This is a genomic window from Patiriisocius sp. Uisw_047, from assembly GCF_047730165.1.
Classification (GTDB): Bacteria; Bacteroidota; Bacteroidia; order Flavobacteriales; family Flavobacteriaceae; genus Patiriisocius.
The window spans coordinates 963,780-982,045 of the sequence record NZ_CP159834.1; the positions used below are offsets into that span (position 1 = coordinate 963,780).

An 18,266-nucleotide genomic window follows, 5' to 3' on the forward strand; every position below is an offset into this window, starting at 1 on the left:
CTTTTAAGAGTATTAAAGCCACATTGGTTTTTAGAAATTATCCTTAAATTGCGCAAAAGATCAAATCATTATGAAACTAAAAATACTTTTAATTTTAGGGCTTGTATTTGCCACGAGTAATATATTTTCTCAGCAATCTTTCCCGCCAGATCAAGTAATTACTGGAACATTCTTAGGTAAAACAGCGGCGCTTAGAGATTTTGCAACTATGGGACCTAATAATTTTAGTGATCCAAATACACAAATGGAGGTGATGAACATCTCTACAACACCCTACCAATTAAACACTACGACTACTGTAATTCCAGATCTTCAGACGGAGCAAGGAAAAATAGCGGTATTGCCACTACTACAAAATTTTGTGGGAGCATCTTCTTCTGAGTCGGGTTCATTCCCGCCAGATCCTACAGGGGCTGTAGGGCCTAATCACTATGTGCATTCAGTAAATGCATTGGTAAAGATTTTTGACAAAACAGGGGGCCTTTTAGTAGGCCCAGTAAATTTGGGCGCCTTTTTAGGGAGTACAAGTTTTGGAGATCCAATTGTTCTTTATGACCAATTAGCTGATAGATGGGTTGTAAGTGGTTTCGGAAACCTTAATGTGAGTAATGACTTGCTTTATGGAGTATCTGAGACTAGTGATCCTACAGGAGCGTATAACGTATATTCTTACACATTTAGTTCTTTGCCAGATTACCCTCATTATGCGGTATGGCATGATGGCTATTATGGTACAATAAACTTAGGTGGATTTGCATCTTTGGGAGTTGTAATGGAGAGAGACGTAATGCTTGCAGGAGGACCAGATCCTCAAATTTTAATGTTTTCTTTACCCGATATAGTGGATAACCCAAATCAAGTAAAAAGCCCTGCAGCGGCAAATTTACTTGGGACAACTGTAGACACTTCTTTGCCAGGTTATATTACGTATCTTCAGGATGATGCTTGGGGAGGAATAGGATTTGATCATTTAAAAGTGTGGGAAATTGATGTAGACTGGGATGATATTAACAGTTCAACTATTTCTGCACCACAAGAGATTCCTACAGATCCTTTTGATGCTAGTGAATTATTTGGCGACGGGAATGGAGCTATTAGACAACCAGGGACTAGTCAACGATTAGCAGGTCACGGAGGTATAATTTCATACGCTGCAAACTATAGACCTTTTGACGATCACAATTCTTGGGTTATTACTTTCAATACATTTATTGACGATAATGAAACAGGAGGAATCAGATGGATAGAACTTAGAAACGATGCAACAACCACAGACTGGAGTATTTTTCAAGAGGGGACCTTTGCTATTGCAGATGGCCATAGTAGATTAATGAGTAGTGCTGCAATGGATGCTTCAGGAAATATAGGAATGGCTTATACAACAGCTAGTGAGACCCTCCCTGTATCGCTTAGGTACACCGGAAGATTTAATAATGACCCATTAGGACAAATGACGGTTGCTGAAACAGTAATAATTGATGGACCCGGTGTTAGAAATAATGCAAATCGCTATGGAGATTATTCTCATATGACAATGGATCCAGACAACTTTACGTTTTGGTTTACATCAGATTATTTTTCTTCTACAAACCAATGGAGAACTCAAATTGCATCTTTTCAATTATCAGGAGGATTTGGATCTGATGTTGGACCTATTGCTATTACCACACCAGAAGACGGCGCTTTAACTACTACAGAAATAGTGTCGATTGATATACGTAATTTTGGTACAGACGCACAAACAAGCATTCCTTTACAGCTTAGGCTTGATGGAGTATTGGTTGCTTCTGAAACGTACACAGGAAACATAAACCCTAATGAATTTCAATCTTTCACCTTTGCACAGACAGTAGATCTTTCTGCGGCAGGACAAACATATATGCTTGAAGTAACTACAGATTTATCAACAGATGAGTTTTCGGTTAATAATATTTTACCTAAAGAGGTGACTCACTTATTTTTGAATGATATAGGAGCCATTGAGATAACGGCACCAATAAATGGAGAAACTTTAGGAACAGAAATAATTTCAGCAAACCTCAGAAATTTTGGCGCATCGTCAGCATCTGGATTTGATGTTCAATATTCAGTGAATGGAGCTACACCAGTAGTTGAAACTTTTGTAGGAACGATTGATTCTCAAGAAGAAGCTATTTTTGATTTTGCTGTGCCATTTGATTTTTCAGAATTAGGAGCTTACACACTTGTTGTTACTACATTGTTGACTGGAGATTTAGACAACGGCAATAATGCTTCAACACTTGATCTCGAAAATGTATTTTGTATGCCGTCGATGGATTGTTCATTTGGTGATGGTTTTAGATTAGTTCAAATTGCTGAAATTAATAACACTTCAGACTGTGAAGGCTACGGTGATTTTACTGCTCAAATTGCAAATCTATCTCAAGGAACAACGAACGACATTACGTTTACTACGGAGTATGGAGATCAAAATGTAAAAGTATGGATTGATTTTAATGATGATCTAGATTTCACCAATGATGAGATAGTAGTTCCTAATTTTGTTATTGCACCAGGTGCAGCGGCAGGTAGTTATACAGAAACGTTAACATTAATGATTCCATCAGGAGCGGCCATAGGAGAGCACTTAATGCGGGCTAAGAGTAGCTGGCAAGCTGAGGTTGATAACGACCCTTGTGCAGAATCTGAATATGGAGAAACAGAAGATTACACCGTTAATGTAGGTATTCTTGGAACAGCAGATTTTGCAATTTCTAATGGAGACCTTGTTGTAACGACGCTTGCTAATAATCAGTTTCAGGTTTCTTTACAGACACAATTTGAAGGAAATGTATTCTTAGGTATCTATAATGTTTTAGGTCAAGAAATAGGCTTTGAAAAGAGATTACCAAGAGAAAATGGAACCTATAAAATGAATCTTGATATGTCTAGCGTTTCTAGCGGAGTATACCTTCTTAAAATAGGCGGGCAAACAACAACTAGTTATAAAACAGCACGTATTATAGTGCAGTAATTTTACGACTATTGATTAAACCAAAAAGAGCAGGAATATCCTGCTCTTTTTGGTTTAATATGTTTTTTTCATTTGGGAAAAATCTAGTTGTCACTTGCAAACCACTCTGCAAAGCTAGTAGCGGTTTCTTGTAATCTCAATGAATATAATGTGATATTTTGAGGGAGACGTAGTTTGATTTTTTCAGCAAAATCAATGACCATCATCTCGCTTGTAGGTTGATAATCTGCTAAAATAACAGAATGTCCGCGATCGCTCAATTCTTTTGCAAGCTCTACGTGAGGCGTATTTTTATTAAAAACGGTGGCGTGATCAAAGACATCTACAATCTCTTCTTTCACAATCTTTTTTAGATCACTAAAATCGATAACCATCCCGTACTTTACGTTACTTGTTTCTGAAATAGGAGTACCGATAACTGTTACAGATAGTTTATAACTGTGCCCGTGTACATTGCGACATTTACCGTCATAGCCATAAAGGGCGTGACCGGTTTCAAAAGAAAATTGTTTAGTGATACGTATTTTAGACATTTTCAATTTCCGCGTTGGCGGAATACTTTTTTAGGTTGAATAAAATGGAGACAACTTGTAGCCATATATAAATACAAAGATAACCTACTTATCCTTATTCTTTCTACGCTTTTCTAAATCCTTAAAGTAACGCCAGTTTTTATACTTCTTAAATAGTACTGCGCTAATGATAATGATCCCGAGAATCATCAATCCGCCTTTGCCTGTTAGGTATTCAAATACTTCCATGTGCAATCCCGTCTAGACGGGTATCTTTTAATCCTAAGTTGAAGATTTTATTTTAAAATGTAAACGATAAAAGCACTACTATTTTTGAGCTAATCTTTTTTAATAAAAGGAATTGTAATTTGCATTCTAGCAGCCTTTTCGGTGTCATATTTTGTGTTTAAATTCTCATAAAAGAAAGACTATTAACCTTTGCTAACAGTTTCCACATTAAAACCTAATGAGTTTATTCTAACGGCTTGTATTTCCTGCTTTTGCACTTTAAATGCATTATAAATAGCACGTTTGTCTTCAAAAGTAAACTGCGTCTCTTCAAACCAATCGTGAATAGCAATCTTTTCGTTTTCTAACTGTGCCTTTCTAATTACCTCAACAGTCATCAGGTGCCAGTGTGTGTTTCTATCTCTATTTACCGAATATCCTATTGACTCTACAAAAGAAGTTTTAGGTTGATTAATTATTTTGACTCCATTTTTTAAAACGGCGAGCGTTATTGTGAGCCCAACAACTTCAGAAAAACTGTACCGCATAAAATCGTCAAAGCCTTGTTGCTTGACATTGTACATTTTATCACCTATTTCTAATTGCTTCATAAGAGAAGCCAAATTTCAAAAAATATAAACACTACGCAACTAGTTTTATGGAATGTTATTAACCGTCCTTCAAGACACATTATTACGCGTCTCTAGATCCTAAGGAAACCAGAACAATTAACTTTATTAATCAAATGAATTACAAAGAGAGAGCCCTATTATTTAATGTTCATTAATATCTTCCTTAGGAAATACTCAAACTATTGTTTTTTATCAAAACAAAGATGTTTCAATAAAAGGAACGATATTTTATTTCTTTTGAATGTCTTGTTTGAGCTTCTCAAATGTGGAAACAACCTTTTATAGGCCTTTTCATAAAATCAAGGTGTCAGACTTGTTTGTTAAGATGTAAGAGTGGGCTGTGAAAACCTAATCGTTAACTAGCTAAGAAATTAAACTTAAGGGGTAAAATAGTAAAAAACCTGAATGGTTTGTGTTTTTATTTAGATTGAACACGATAGAGAGTGCTTTGATAAACAGCTACATTTATAAACGCTGAAAACAGCTACCCTTTTACTAAAGGTAAATATTTTCTATAAAACTTCACCACAAGGGCCACGCCACGCCAAGCAACCCAAACAGTTAAGGCTAACCAGATGCCCCACAAGCCCCAGCCTGTTTGCTTAGATAGAAATAACACCGGAACAAAGCCTAAAAAAGTGGATGCCAGAAGCACATTGCGTAAATACCCCATCTCGCCAAGTCCTTTAAAAATAGCGTCGAGGGTAAATGCAATGGCACTAAAAGGCAACATAACAAGCACCATAAAAAAGACGCTGGAGTAGATAGAAATCACTTCTGGGTTTTTGTTATAAACCCACCCTAATGGTTCGTAAAAAATAGCTCCTAGGGCAACGAGTCCCAAAGCAACGATAACGTTATAAGAGATGACTCGTTTTGTTAAATGCCATAATTTTTTAAAATCACCTTCGCCTAAGAGTTTGCCACCAAGAATATTACCGGCTGCGCCGTAACCGTCTAAGAAAAAAGCGGTGAAAAGCCATATGTTTAATGCGATGGTATGTGCCGCGACGACCGCAGTACCAAGCCCGGCTGCTTCTCTGGTTGATAGGATTAAAGCAACATTTAATGCGACAGACCTCAAAAATAGATTTGAACTCATCGAGACCAATCGCTTTATTTCGGGATGTAGTTTTAACTTTAATCGCAGAGAGACATCTGTTTTCTTTAATACCAAGATAAGCGCTAAGAGCGCCATGATTGCTTGTGCGATCAAACTAGCCCAAGCAGCCCCCACTACCCCCATTGCTTCTATGTAGCCATCTAGACCATACACAAACAAGAAGTCTAGCCCAATATTAACTCCGGCGCCGATAGCCGCAATAATCATGGGCCAAAAGGTATTCTGTAAGCCTCTAAAGATTCCAAAAACCGCGAAGGTGAACAGCGTCAATGGGAAGCCCCAAACTCTAATGTCATAGTATGCAACGCTGAGGTCTAGGATCATTCCTTTTGCATTGAGAAGGGTAAATATTTCTGTTACAGAAAAGTAAGTTGATGCTAAAACGATAATACTGAGTCCCACATTAAAATAAACAGCTTGTGCTGGAAAACTCTTCAGGTCTCCTATTTTACCTGCACCTAAATTTTGCGAGATAATGGCAGAAATTGCACTTCTTGTCTGACCAAGAATCCAGATAAGCGCAGATAAAAATGCCCCTACAATACCAACTGCAGCAAGTGATTCTGTGCCAAATTCTGGAATATTACCCACAATCGCTGCATCTGTACTAGACAAAACAGGCTCAGCAATCCCTGCGATAATTGCAGGAATCGCGAGTTGTTGAATTCGTTTAAATGAAATATCTGTCAATGCCATTGGTGCTGCAAAGTTATACTTTGCATACGTATTTTCAGACGTAATGGTACTGGCATTGTTTCAATAATTTACTTGATGTATGTTTACAACACTAGCTCATAGCAATAAAAAGGAGCATCACTCTGCTTGGGGAAAAAGATACTCCCTAGCTGTTGATATCCGCGATGTTTATAAAACTGTTGATTGCGGGTGTTTAAACTAAAAGTATCGAGTCTTATAGAGCTCGCTTTTTTATTCTTAACAAAGTCTTCGGCAAAATCCATTAGTTTTTTAGCGTAGCCTTGATGTTGAAAGTCAGGGTGGATTGCTAGGCGGTGTATATAGTAGTTTGATCCATCGACAGTGAGCCAGTCTATCTCATCGTATTCACTATCTTTTAATGTAGATATGGTAATACAACCCATTAAATTTTCTGAAGCACTATCTAAAAGAACATATAATTCTCCTCTGGCGAGATCATTTTCAAAAGCAAGCACATTGGGATAATGTTCGTTCCATTGATAGATATTTTGCGAAATCATATAGGCGGCACAGGTGCGCGTAATTGTGATAATTTTGTCAATATTTGAGGGTTTAGCTTTCCGTATCATTTTTATCAAGTAATTTTGCAGTCGTTTAAAGATAGCAATTTCGGTATGAAAAATATATTAGTTCCTGTGGGATCGTCAAAAAGTGCGGTAAGTAATTTGCAATATGCAATTGATCTTGCTAAGGAGGTGGATGCAAATGTGTATGTGATTTCTGTATTTAAGCAAGTCTCAAAAGTGGGTGGCCTTACAAAGTTAAATGAAATCATGAAAGAAGATTCTAAAAATAGAATTGCAGAAGTTATGGCGGCTGTCGACACAAAAGGCGTAACGGTGGTAGCGCACCCTATCAAGGGTGATGTGCTAGATGGAGTAAAGCGGTTCAATAAACATGTTCCCGTAGATTTAATGGTGATTTCGCCACGAAGTAACAGTATACGTGAAGAAGTCTTTTTAGGTAAAACATCTGGAAAACTAGTTAAAAGCACTTCAGTTCCAGTACTGGTTGTGCCAGAAGACGTAGTTTTTGAGAAGCCAAAAACGGTGATGATGGCTTTCAAGAATGGACAATTTAAAAAGAATAAGACCCTGGAGCCATTGGCTTACTTAACTAAAAAGTTTAACCTAGAAGTAAACTTGCTTCATGTAGAAACTCCAGAAAGTACTTTGGAAATGTTAGGCGTAAGTAAGAAGCTTATGAAAATTAAAAAAACTTACATTAAAACAGAAAATGCATCTACTTTTCTAGGAGTGGTAGAGCACTTTCAGCAAATGAATCCAGATTTTATTTGTGTAGTAAGACGACAGAGAGGCTTTTTCTCAAAACTCTGGGAAAAGAACATTATTCTAAAAAAAGAATTCTATACTTCTAAGCCGCTTTTTGTTCTTGGCGTGCAGGATTATTAAAGATAAGATACTTTTATGGTGCATTCATAATTAAGGAGTATTTTTGCGCAAAATTTTTGAAGACTCGAGGTTATTTATAACACTATTACGCTTAGTTACTTATGAAAAATATTTTAGTCCCAGTTGCCTCTGTAAAGAACGGAATCAATAACCTTCGCTACGCGACAAGTCTTGCCGCAGTCTATAATGCCCGTATTTATGTTACTTGCATTAAGACGGGAAACACAGAGCTTATTATTAAAGAAGTATTAGAAAACACAAATACACTAGATGTGCAAGTGGTATCTAAGCCAATTACTGGTGATGTTTTTGAGGGGATTACAGAGCTTTCAAACACGTTGCATATTGATATGATTATACTGTCGCCCAAAAGTTTAGACATTAAAGATGAAGTCTATTTAGGACCAGTGACGACAAAGATTATTAAAAATACATCTTTGCCATTATTGATTGTGCCTCAAGACTATTTCTTTAGACGTTTGTCTTCTATTTTATTTGCGCACAAAAACGCAACGATTGAATCTACAGAAGCATCTGACACCCTAGAATCTTTTGTAGATAAGTTTCAAGCCGAGGTAACGGTTTTGCAAGTTGTTACACCGGATACTGCAGAAAATCCAAGAGAGATTCAAGCTGGATTAAAGAAGCTTTCAAGCGAGCATATAATTACGGAAAACGCAACTGTATTTCAGGGAATCACTGAGCATTTTATGGCAATCAATCCAGAAATGTTATGTGTTTTAAGAAGGAAGAATACAGGGGGTTTCTTTAAAAAATTAATACGCCAGAACGAGCAGACTTTAAAGAAGCAGTTTTTCACGACGAAGCCTTTATTGATATTAAAAGAAAGAGAATAATAAAAAGAAATCTCAAAAGATAAAAGGACAAATCACAATGTGTGGTTTGTCCTTTTTGTTTTAAACAGAATACTGTTTATTGGAAAAGTGGAGAATATCGGATTCGAACCGATGGCCTTCTGACTGCCAGCCAGACGCTCTAGCCAACTGAGCTAATCCCCCATTAATAAGCGCTAAAGTAACGCAATTATTCCAAAAACAGAATGCTTTTTTCAAGCACTTTTTCAAGATGTTCGGGCAGTGTGTTAAGCTCCCAAGGATGACTAGTCCCGAAGACGTGATTGGCGCCCTTGATTATTTCAAAACTGCTTTGAGTACTCCAGCGATGTAATGCTTCACCTTCTTCAATAGGAACAGAAGTGTCTGCGTTTCCGTGAATAATTAACCAAGGTTTATGGAGAGATTTTGCAGCTCTACTTATTGTAAGTCGTGCTTCATTAGAAAGAAAATCTGTGTAGAATTGCCAGTTGTGTGGCATCTTCTGTTTGGTTCTTCCATTCTTTACATAGAATCGTCCCGATTTTTCCCAATCTTTAAAGCCGTCCGATTCTTCTTTAAATCTAGATCTGTAGTCGCTCACTCCTGCCCAAGTTATTACTTTGGAAATACGAGGGTCTTCTTCAGCTTTGATAAGTGCAATGCCACCTCCACGACTATGGCCAATGAGAGAAATTACGTCCTTGTCTGTTTCGGCAAGATATTTTTCTGTGGTCATAAGGTGCGAGATTATTCGATCTACATCTTCAAGTTCTGTTGAGTAATTGTTTTGGGCAAAGGACTCCAGGTCTGGAAAATCTATGGCTTGCGCCATGGTCCCACCGTTGTGAGAGAAGTTAAACTTCACGAAGAAAAAACCGGCATTTGCAAAAGCTTCTGCAACAAGATCCCACGCACCCCAGTCTTTAAATCCTTTATACCCGTGACAATAAATGACAATAGGTTTTGGCTGTAATGTTTTGGTATAAAAACAGTCAAAGAGGATGGGCTTTTTACCCCCAGTTAAAATATTGTTTGTGTCTCTAATCATTAGATGATTTCTTTTTCTGTAAAGGGAATTTCAGGATTTAATATTTCAGTAATGATAGCGAAGAGCTGCTCCTTATACTGGGCTAATACCTCTTCATCAATGATGGCGTTTTTTGTTCTACTTGCGGCAGCGGGTTTTGTAGCAAACTTTAAGAAACCTGCACCTAAGTTTTTGAATGAGATGATTCCTGCTTCTGCGGTATCGAGACCATATTTGCTTTGATACATGGTAGCATAGGCGAGTACTTGAAAAGCTTTGCTGTATTTATATTCTTCTGTAATCACATCCCATTCGACTATGTGAAGGTCAGAGGCGTTTACTTTTCCAGTTTTATAATCAATAATTCTCAGGACGCCGTTGTAGCGGTCTATTCGGTCAACTTTTCCTCCAAGTATTACGGGGAAGTTGATGCCAGGAACATCTAGAGACTCTTTAAATTCTTCTTCTAGTGCGGTCACCACTATCTCGTTTCCTGCTTCAACATCTTTAATTTCTAGGTTAATAAAATTGCTCACAAATTTCTTGACCACTTCATAAATGATGAGGTTTTTCCCTCTTGTATAATCGCCTTCTTTGTACACATCAGAAAACTGTTGCTTCACTTCATTTTCTATAAGGGGTAATAATGCCTTTAATATTTCTGTAGTAAGGATGTTATTGAGAAGCGGCTTGTATAGATTTTCCAGTGTGTTGTGTACGATGGTTCCCATGGTATTTGCCGCAACGGTTTCTTCTACTTCTTCTAGCTCTTTTAACCTTAAGATACGTTGTTTGTAAAAGTCTAATGGGTTTCTAATATAGCTTGTCAAAGCAGAGGGAGACAAATAACCGGCGGCCATTTTATGAATGATTTCCATCACAGCTTCTGTCTTTTGCACTGTTTTCTTTTCTGGGGTCGAAATAGCAATCTTGTGAGCAATCACGGTTTTTGACAGCTCGTGATTGGGGAGATTATACACTTCTAATTGCTTAATAAACCTACTCTTCTCACCCGTGTTTATTCCATCTGAATGGGTGTTGTAGAGTAATGTGCAATTTTCTGCGCGTTGTATCGCGTGATAAAAGTGATAGGCATAGATAGCATCTTTTTCTGTGTATTTAGGAAGTTCGAATTGTTGTTTTAAGTCATACGTAATAAAAGAGGCGTTCGTTTTTCCAGAAGGCAAAGTGCCTTCGTTAACCGAGGTCATTATCACGTTCTTAAAATCTAAGACTCTGGATTCTAACAAACCCATAATCTGAAGACCATCATAGGCGTCGCCTTTAAAGTCTAAGGTTTCTGTCCCTAAAAGCTGCTTATAGAGGCTGTGTATGGCGCTGATGCTATCTAGGTAAGCGTATTGTTCTTGAAGCGATTCTAGCTGCTTAAAAACGCTTTGAAGCTGAAATAGCACAGCGCGATCTGTCGCTCCTAGATCGTCTTGTTCTTTAGCGATGTCGATACAAGCCAAGCAATTTTTAATTGTATTATTTTCAGCGCCATTCCAATTTGTGAATAATAGTCTTGTAATGGTAGTGTCTTCTTTTGCTATAGTAAGCAATTGATCTAATGAGCTATAGGCAATGTTGTTTTCTTGCAGATATGTGATGATGTCGCCCCCATTTTTAAATAATAGTTTGCCAAAAGGATGGGTCACAATATTATTAATGTCTCGATAATAGATTTGCGAGGTATCCTTAATTTTAAGTTGCAATAAGATGTCAAAGAATGACGACAACGGAAACGTAGCTAAGGGCACTCCCATAGTAACATTGACCTTCTTTACATTTGCCGGCAAAGAATGAAGCATAGGCACTAACAATGCTTCGTCTGCTAGTATTATTGCTGTTTCTTCCAGTGCTGCTGCGCTCATTTTTGACAACAGATCTCCTACATATTTTACCTGCGATATGTTTTTTGAAGCTTCAACAAGTGCTATTTTTTTGGGTTTTAAAAAATGAGTACTCTGTATTGAAAATGGTTGGCTATTATAGATTTTCCATTTACTAGCGTATTCCCGCATAAATAAGGAAACACTGTGCGTGTTATCATCGAAGAAATTGCTGTCCGCGTCCCAGATAATTTCGGCGAGGTTAGCAGCTACTAATTCTTGCATAATAACCTGTTCTGCTTTGTTCAAAGCATTAAAGCCAATAAAGATGTGTTTTGTATTTTGTTTTGCCGCGATATAGTGTTCAATCTCTTCTGCGGCTTTTCTATTAACAAGTCCCTGATAACCGTTGTCATTTTTTAATAGTGAATCTTTAAGTGTTTTATAAAACTCTGGAAGGCTATTCCAGAAGGTTAAATAGCTCTCTATAAGTGGTGTTTTGTCTTGTTTGAGATACCAGTGATTCACATCTTGAATACTTGCTAGATAATTAAAGAAGGATTGATGGTCTAGAAGATATCTGTCTATTTCATTAAAATCTCCAAGAAGTGTTGTTGCCCAAGTGCTATAGGAGCCAAAAGATTCTTTTTCTTTAACAGCAACCAGCGTTTGATACACGGCATAGCTCTTAAACAATAGTTGTGTGTTGTCAACTATTTTTAAGTTAGCCACCTCTTCTATAAAAGCTTCGATGTTTATTATCCTCGGGGCAAACGCAGTTTTATTAGAGCGTTTCTTTAAATAGTCTAAAAGGAAACCACCCGCACGTTTACTAGGTAGAATTAGGGTAAGGTCTGAAAGAGAATCGTAGTTGGCATCAAGGTAATCAAGGGTTTCTTCCAGAAATTTTTGCATACCCTAAAAATAAGAAACGCCCCCTTAAAAAGGAGGCGTTTCTAATAAAACTTATTGTGTATTTTTAATAAACTTATTTTACTAAAGAAACTTCAACACGTCTGTTTTCTTGTCTTCCAGCAGAAGTTTGATTCGACGCTTTAGGACGAGTTTCACCATATCCTAAAGAACTTAATCTAGCGCTATCTACACCTTTACTTTCTAAGTATAGCTTAACAGAACTAGCTCTTTTCTCAGAAAGCTCTAAGTTGTAAGTGTCTCTTCCACTACTATCTGAATGTCCTTCAATAAGGAAATTAGTTGTTTCGTACTCATTCATAATATCAATCATTGACTGAATAGCAGAGTAAGAATCTTGACGAACCGTAGTTTTGTTATAGTCAAATAAGATAGTTCTAGAGTATTGGTTCAATTGCTCCATGATCTCAGTTGTGATTTGTGGCTCAGGACATCCTTTTCTAGCTACTGTTCCAGGAACATCTGGACATTCATCATCTTTATCAAGTACACTGTCACCATCTCTGTCTGCGCAACCGTTGTTTGCAGCAGAACCAGCTTCATCAGGACAAGCGTCATCTTTGTCAAGCACACTGTCACCATCAGTATCGGGCCATGGGCAACCATCGTTTGCAGCAGGACCAGCTTCAGTAGGACAGTTGTCTTTATTGTCAGCAAGACCATCACCGTCAGTGTCAGGGCATCCCATCATCTCTGCAGAACCTGCGGCATCAGGACAAGCATCTTCTCTGTCTTCGATTCCGTCACCGTCAGTATCAGGACATCCGTTAAATTCTGCAAGACCTGGAGTATCTGGACACTCATCATCTTGATCGTAGATTCCATCACCGTCTCTATCAGATCCGCCAAATTTAAATACAAGACCTAAACTGTGTTGCATGTGCTTTGTTCCGGTAGCATCATCAAATGCATACTTGTAAGCAGACTGTGCGTTAAGTGCAAATTGTTCTGATAACCAGAAGCGTACACTAACAATACCGTTTGCAGTACCAAATCCTTGGTCATTTAACCAAGTGTATCCACCACCGATTCCTAGAGATGGGTCTAACCATCCACCAGCACCGTTAACTAAATCTCTAAAGCTATATTTAATCTCTCCATCCGCACCATAGTAACTTAAGTCATCTACTATTACGTCACCAACCTTTTCGATTCTGTTAATTGTTCCCGCTACTCCTATAGAAAAATTACTACCTACATAGCGTGAAATCGCTAATCTAGATACAGAAGGAAGGATATTCCAGTGATCCTCAATGTTGAAGAACTCAGAAGCAAATTCTCCGTTCATGCTATCTTCCGTTGTTTGACCGTCTCTAAGACCAACAGGAAAAGTGTCTACTGCGTTCACACCGATTTCAACAGCCCATGGGTTGTTTTCGTCTTGCGCATTCGCTGAACTAAAACCCAATACTAGGCAAGCTGCAACGAATAAAATGTTAAGATGTTTCATATTCGATTGTTTAATTTTAAGTGTTAATTAATCACAAAAGTAACTTGTTAATGTTTATTAACAAAAGCAAATCTATTAAATTTTTCATAAATACACACGGTACAGGGCTAAGTTAAGTACACAGGCTTAAATAACAGATAGTTTTTCACCAACAGATATAAATGCGCTTATTGCCTTATCTAGATGGATCTTAGTGTGCGCAGCAGATAGTTGTACCCTTATTCGAGCTTTATTCTTTGGTACTACGGGATAAAAGAAGCCGATTACGTAGATACCTTGTTCTAAAAGCATGTTTGCCATATTTTGAGACAACTTCGCATCGTAAAGCATTACTGGGACAATAGCAGAATCACCTTCTACTATGTCAAAACCTGCTGCTTTCATTCCTTTTTTAAAGTAATTTGTGTTTTCTTCTAGCGTATCTCGAAGCGTGGTATCGTTAGCGAGCATCTCAAAAACCTTAATGGAAGCTCCAACGATGGCAGGGGCTAACGAGTTAGAGAATAGATAAGGACGAGATCGCTGTCTTAATATTTCAATAATTTCTTTTTTACCTGTAGTATAACCTCCCATTGCACCTCCTAGTGCTTTCCCCAAAGTACCTGTGATGATATCTATTCTACCCATCACGCGCTTTTCTTCTAGGGTACCTCGTCCGGTTTTACCAATAAACCCAGTAGCGTGACATTCATCAATCATAACCATGGCGTCATACGCATCTGCTAGGTCACATATTTTATCTAGTGATGCTACCACACCGTCCATAGAGAATACACCATCTGTTACAATGATCTTGTGGCGTGCTCCGGCTGCATTAGCTTCTTGCAAGCGTGTCTCCAGTTCTTCCATATTGTTATTTGCATACCGATACCTGGACGCTTTACACAAACGCACACCATCTATAATAGATGCGTGGTTTAAAGAATCGCTAATAATAGCATCTCCAGCTCCTAATAAAGGTTCAAACACACCTCCGTTGGCATCAAAAGCGGCTGCGTATAAAATGGTGTCTTCGGTTTTATAAAATTCAGCTATTTTTTCTTCTAGTGTTTTATGTATATCCTGAGTTCCGCAGATAAAACGCACAGAAGACATCCCAAAACCATGGGTGTCCATTGCATCTTTAGCTGCTTGGATCACGTCTGGATGTGATGACAATCCTAAATAATTGTTAGCACAAAAGTTCAACACGGTTTCGCCCGTAGAGATAGTTATTTCTGCTCCTTGTGGTGATGTAATAATACGTTCCGTTTTATAAAGTCCGTTATCTTTTATGTCTTGTAATTCCTGCTGTAAATGTTCTTTAATTTTTCCGTACATAATAGGGTAAGTTTTTATGAGCCCAAATTTACTTTATTTACCACGATCTCTTCATTAGTATAGACTAATATTTTATCCCTAATCACAAAGCCCATATCGATTAAGGCGATGGCATAACTTGTGATCTGCTCGTCGTGATCATAATTAGGACTTCCAGTTTTATAATCTATGATGGTCACGCCATTGTCCTCGTGAAAAACCAAACGATCTGGTCGTAACACACGTCCGTCTTTGGTAATAATATCGCGTTCATTTTCACTGCTTCGGAAATTTTCAAACAAAAAAGCCAACTCTGGATAATTTACAATTTGCAAAACAACCACTTTTAAAGATGCGAGCGCGGCTGCAGAAAGAGTGCCACCAAGCTGCAGTGCAGAAAACACAGGAGTTACATCGCTTTTATGTTTAATAAGCTCCATCGTGTTGTGCACTAAATTCCCAGTGTCGATGGCTTCTTTGGTGTTGGTTCCCCAAAGCATAGCGTCTCTCGTGATTACCTTAATATCGTGTTGCTCTGGAGCAATACATATATAGTTAGGGTGGCTTACTGTAGTTGTAGCTGTCTCTTTTTGTAATTGTCTCTTCTGAAATGTGCCAAACGTATACACCTTATCTTCCCCATCCCATTTGCTTTGGCTTTCAAGAAACCCTTTAAATACTTGCGGAAATGTTTTAATGTCATTACCAGTTTTGATAGTACTTGGCGTTTCAGAAAAAATATAAAGCTGCTCTACTGCCCGGGTGAGGGTTACATAGAGTAAATTTAAATTATCCAACTGTAAGGTTTCTTGCCTCACGTTGTGGAGTTCACTCCCTGCTTCACTAAACCCGGCTACCTTACTAGAATAGTTAATGAGCGTCTCTTCAAACCCAAACTGCCACTCGTCTGGCAAGGGAATCCAAGTGGTGGCTTGATTCTCCTTATTTATAGTTACATCTGCAAACGGGAAAATCACAACAGGAAACTCAAGTCCTTTAGACTTGTGGACGGTCATAAACTGCACGCCATCCGTCCCAGTTCCAGAGCTTATGGATGCCTTCTTTCTTTTCTTTTCCCAATGTGCTAAAAATCCTAATGTATCTGCGCCAGCCTGTTGTTCATACTCAAAGATAAAGTCCATAAAACCGAAGAGGTACGCATCTGCCGTATCTGCAAAACCAAATTGTTCAATAATATACTCTGCACTTTCATACACAGACGACTCTCTTAGTTTCTCCCAGGAAAACGCAATATGGTATGCTTTGATAACTTCGGGAAACGCTTCGGTGCTTTGTTCTGTAAATGCTGTAAAGAAGAAATGCTTGTCTTCTTTTATATCGAGATGATCATATAAAAAGTCAAGAACAGCAGCTACCAGTGTTTCTTTGTCTTGTGGGCTCACGCTTACTTGTAATAAGCCTATGATAGCCTGTACAAAACCAGATTGTTCTAGCAATAATGTTTCAGAAGAAATAACAGGGATTTCGTGCTCCATTAAAAAATCACTTAACATGATTCCATCTGCGCGTCGTCGCGTTAGTATGCAAATGTCGCTATAACTAAAGTCGTTTTCTAGAAGGTTTTGTATGGTGCTTAGTGTTTTCTCTTTATACTCCTCTTGTTTTTCTGCCTTATTAGCGCCAACCACAAAAGACATTTCTACATATCCTGCTTGATCCTTATTTGAGTCTTGATGATTGCCATCTAAGTACAATTCTTGATGCATCGGGTTATTAAAGATGCCTGAAGCATAGGTGAAAAACGCATTGTTAAAAGTGACTACTTCTTTTAAACTTCGATAGTTTACAGGTAAATTTTCAACCTGCGGTTGCACACTCGGGAAAGGGGAGTGCCCATTAATCATATCTAAAAATTGTTCTGGTTTGCCGCCACGCCAGCGATAGATAGCTTGCTTTACATCGCCCACAAGTAGTAAAGAACCCTCTTTGCTGTCTTTGGTTTGTGTGAGTGTGTTTTCAATTAGCGGATGCAAATTTTCCCATTGCATAACAGAAGTGTCCTGAAACTCGTCCACAAAAAAGTGTCGATATCGTTCACCCATACGCTCATAAATAAAAGGAGCGGGTTGGTTTTTTATCTCCTTATTAATAATGGCATTAAATTGAAATAAGGGCAATACGTTTTGTTCTACTTTTATCTCTTCCAGTTCTTTTTGTACAAGGTTAATTACAGAAATTGGCGTGATTTTTCTAAGTACAGCATCTATAAAAAGAAGCGTCGAGATTTGAGCTGAGGTACTTTCTACTATTTCAATAAAACCTGGCGTCAACTCGTCTATTGCATCTGCGGCATCCGGTCGTTCTTTCCTTACTTTTCCTGCGTATAACTCTTTGTCTCTTATGTTAAGGATCCATTTGGTTTGTAAATTACTATCAAAATTTCCACGCGCCAATTTTACAAAATGATCATAAAAATAGCCACTACTAAAGTCTAACCTAATAAGTTCGTGTGCTGCTATACTCGTGTTTACGACTTTCGCCTTTTCAATTATTTCTTCCGAAATATTCTTGTATTTAACACTTAGTTCTTGTTTAAAGTGAATAAAATCTGAAAGTGATTTGTCTTGAAGTTTTATCAGATGTGCAGCATCCTCTTCATTAGCGAGCATTTTTGATACGGCAAATAGGTCAAAACTTATATCCCAAGAACGATCGTCGTCCGTTTTTTCCATCGCAAAATCGACAAGTACTTTTGTGATTGCCGAGTCTGTGCCTGCTTTATTAATGAGTGCGTCAACGGCTTCGGTCAATAGCGCATCAATGTCAAGCATTACCTCAAAGTTTGATGGCAGCTTAAGGTCTTTAGCAAAAGTACGAATCAATCGATGATTAAAACTGTCTATGGTTTCTACACTAAAAGCCGCGTAGTTATGCAGTAAATGCCTTAGTATGTCGCTAGCTCTTTTATGTAAAACCAAGGGTTCTAGTTGTAGTGTTTTAGCTATGTCAAGAAACATAGGAGGCTCATTAGATAGTACTCGCTCATCTGCAAATTCAACAAGGCTATCCACAATGCGTTCTTTCATTTCTGCCACTGCCTTATTTGTAAAGGTCAAGGCAAGGAGTTGGCGATAATAGCTGTCTTTAGGCTGCTGTAGTAAAGCGCTTAAGTAACGCTTGACTAGACTGTAGGTTTTGCCGCTACCTGCAGCGGCATCATAAATAAAAAAAGGGGCAGTAGTTTTCAAAGACGTTGTTTTATTCCTATAAAAATACGGCTTTCTCGTGACCAAGCTAGTATCAAAGAAC

The 18,266-nt window shown here is 38.0% G+C and carries 13 protein-coding genes and 1 tRNA gene; 3 read left to right on the forward strand and 11 right to left on the reverse strand.

Annotated elements, in window-relative coordinates; translation table 11 throughout:
- The first annotated feature begins 70 nt into the window (after window positions 1–70).
- The gene (locus ABXT71_RS04325; RefSeq protein ID WP_415372622.1) at window positions 71–2,995 is read left to right on the forward strand and encodes a GEVED domain-containing protein; all 2,925 of its coding nucleotides are present in this window, start codon (window positions 71–73) and stop codon (window positions 2,993–2,995) included.
- A gap of 83 nt (window positions 2,996–3,078) precedes the next feature.
- Here ABXT71_RS04325 and ABXT71_RS04330 read toward each other — a convergent pair whose 3' ends face one another.
- From ABXT71_RS04330 to ABXT71_RS04350, 5 genes are all read right to left on the reverse strand, one after another.
- Window positions 3,079–3,528 carry a 6-pyruvoyl trahydropterin synthase family protein gene (locus ABXT71_RS04330; protein ID WP_415372623.1) on the reverse strand — a complete coding sequence of 150 codons (450 nt, stop codon included), beginning with the start codon at window positions 3,526–3,528 and terminating at the stop codon, window positions 3,079–3,081.
- A gap of 84 nt (window positions 3,529–3,612) precedes the next feature.
- Window positions 3,613–3,756: a hypothetical protein gene (locus tag ABXT71_RS04335; RefSeq protein ID WP_415372624.1), complete on the reverse strand. Its 144-nt coding sequence runs from the start codon at window positions 3,754–3,756 to the stop codon at window positions 3,613–3,615.
- 182 nt (window positions 3,757–3,938) lie between these two features.
- Entirely contained in the window at window positions 3,939–4,346 is a 408-nt protein-coding gene (locus ABXT71_RS04340; protein ID WP_415372625.1) for a pyruvate kinase, read from the reverse strand.
- A 505-nt stretch (window positions 4,347–4,851) separates the two neighbouring features.
- Window positions 4,852–6,186: an MATE family efflux transporter gene (locus ABXT71_RS04345; protein WP_415372626.1), complete on the reverse strand. Its 1,335-nt coding sequence runs from the start codon at window positions 6,184–6,186 to the stop codon at window positions 4,852–4,854.
- An 83-nt stretch (window positions 6,187–6,269) separates the two neighbouring features.
- Window positions 6,270–6,776, reverse strand: coding sequence for a GNAT family N-acetyltransferase (locus tag ABXT71_RS04350; RefSeq protein WP_415372627.1), 507 nt, complete (start codon window positions 6,774–6,776; stop codon window positions 6,270–6,272).
- A 45-nt stretch (window positions 6,777–6,821) separates the two neighbouring features.
- Between ABXT71_RS04350 and ABXT71_RS04355 the strand changes: the two genes are divergently transcribed.
- Together ABXT71_RS04355 and ABXT71_RS04360 are read left to right on the forward strand one after the other, a co-directional pair.
- On the forward strand, window positions 6,822–7,619 hold the full coding sequence (locus ABXT71_RS04355) for a universal stress protein (protein ID WP_415372628.1): 798 nt from the start codon (window positions 6,822–6,824) through the stop codon (window positions 7,617–7,619).
- A gap of 101 nt (window positions 7,620–7,720) precedes the next feature.
- Complete coding sequence (locus ABXT71_RS04360; RefSeq protein WP_415372629.1) at window positions 7,721–8,476, forward strand: universal stress protein; 756 nt, start codon at window positions 7,721–7,723, stop codon at window positions 8,474–8,476.
- 88 nt (window positions 8,477–8,564) lie between these two features.
- On the opposite strand, the gene ABXT71_RS04365 is transcribed toward ABXT71_RS04360, so the two are convergent.
- The 6 genes from ABXT71_RS04365 to ABXT71_RS04390 all read right to left on the reverse strand — a co-directional run bounded on the left by ABXT71_RS04365 (window position 8,565) and on the right by ABXT71_RS04390 (window position 18,205).
- Window positions 8,565–8,638 (reverse strand) — tRNA-Ala (locus tag ABXT71_RS04365).
- A 25-nt stretch (window positions 8,639–8,663) separates the two neighbouring features.
- A complete protein-coding gene (locus ABXT71_RS04370; RefSeq protein ID WP_415372630.1) occupies window positions 8,664–9,503 on the reverse strand; it encodes an alpha/beta hydrolase family protein in 840 nt (279 codons plus the stop codon).
- Window positions 9,503–11,599 (reverse strand): PD-(D/E)XK nuclease family protein, encoded by a 2,097-nt coding sequence (locus tag ABXT71_RS04375; RefSeq protein ID WP_415373062.1) that lies wholly within the window; start codon window positions 11,597–11,599, stop codon window positions 9,503–9,505. The genes ABXT71_RS04370 and ABXT71_RS04375 overlap by 1 nt, the downstream gene beginning before the upstream one ends.
- Before the next feature lie 703 nt (window positions 11,600–12,302).
- Entirely contained in the window at window positions 12,303–13,697 is a 1,395-nt protein-coding gene (locus ABXT71_RS04380; protein ID WP_415372631.1) for an OmpA family protein, read from the reverse strand.
- Between the two features lie 126 nt (window positions 13,698–13,823).
- Window positions 13,824–15,017 (reverse strand): glycine C-acetyltransferase, encoded by a 1,194-nt coding sequence (kbl, locus tag ABXT71_RS04385; RefSeq protein WP_415372632.1) that lies wholly within the window; start codon window positions 15,015–15,017, stop codon window positions 13,824–13,826.
- A 14-nt stretch (window positions 15,018–15,031) separates the two neighbouring features.
- On the reverse strand, window positions 15,032–18,205 hold the full coding sequence (locus ABXT71_RS04390) for a UvrD-helicase domain-containing protein (RefSeq protein WP_415372633.1): 3,174 nt from the start codon (window positions 18,203–18,205) through the stop codon (window positions 15,032–15,034).
- Window positions 18,206–18,266: the final 61 nt, after the last annotated feature.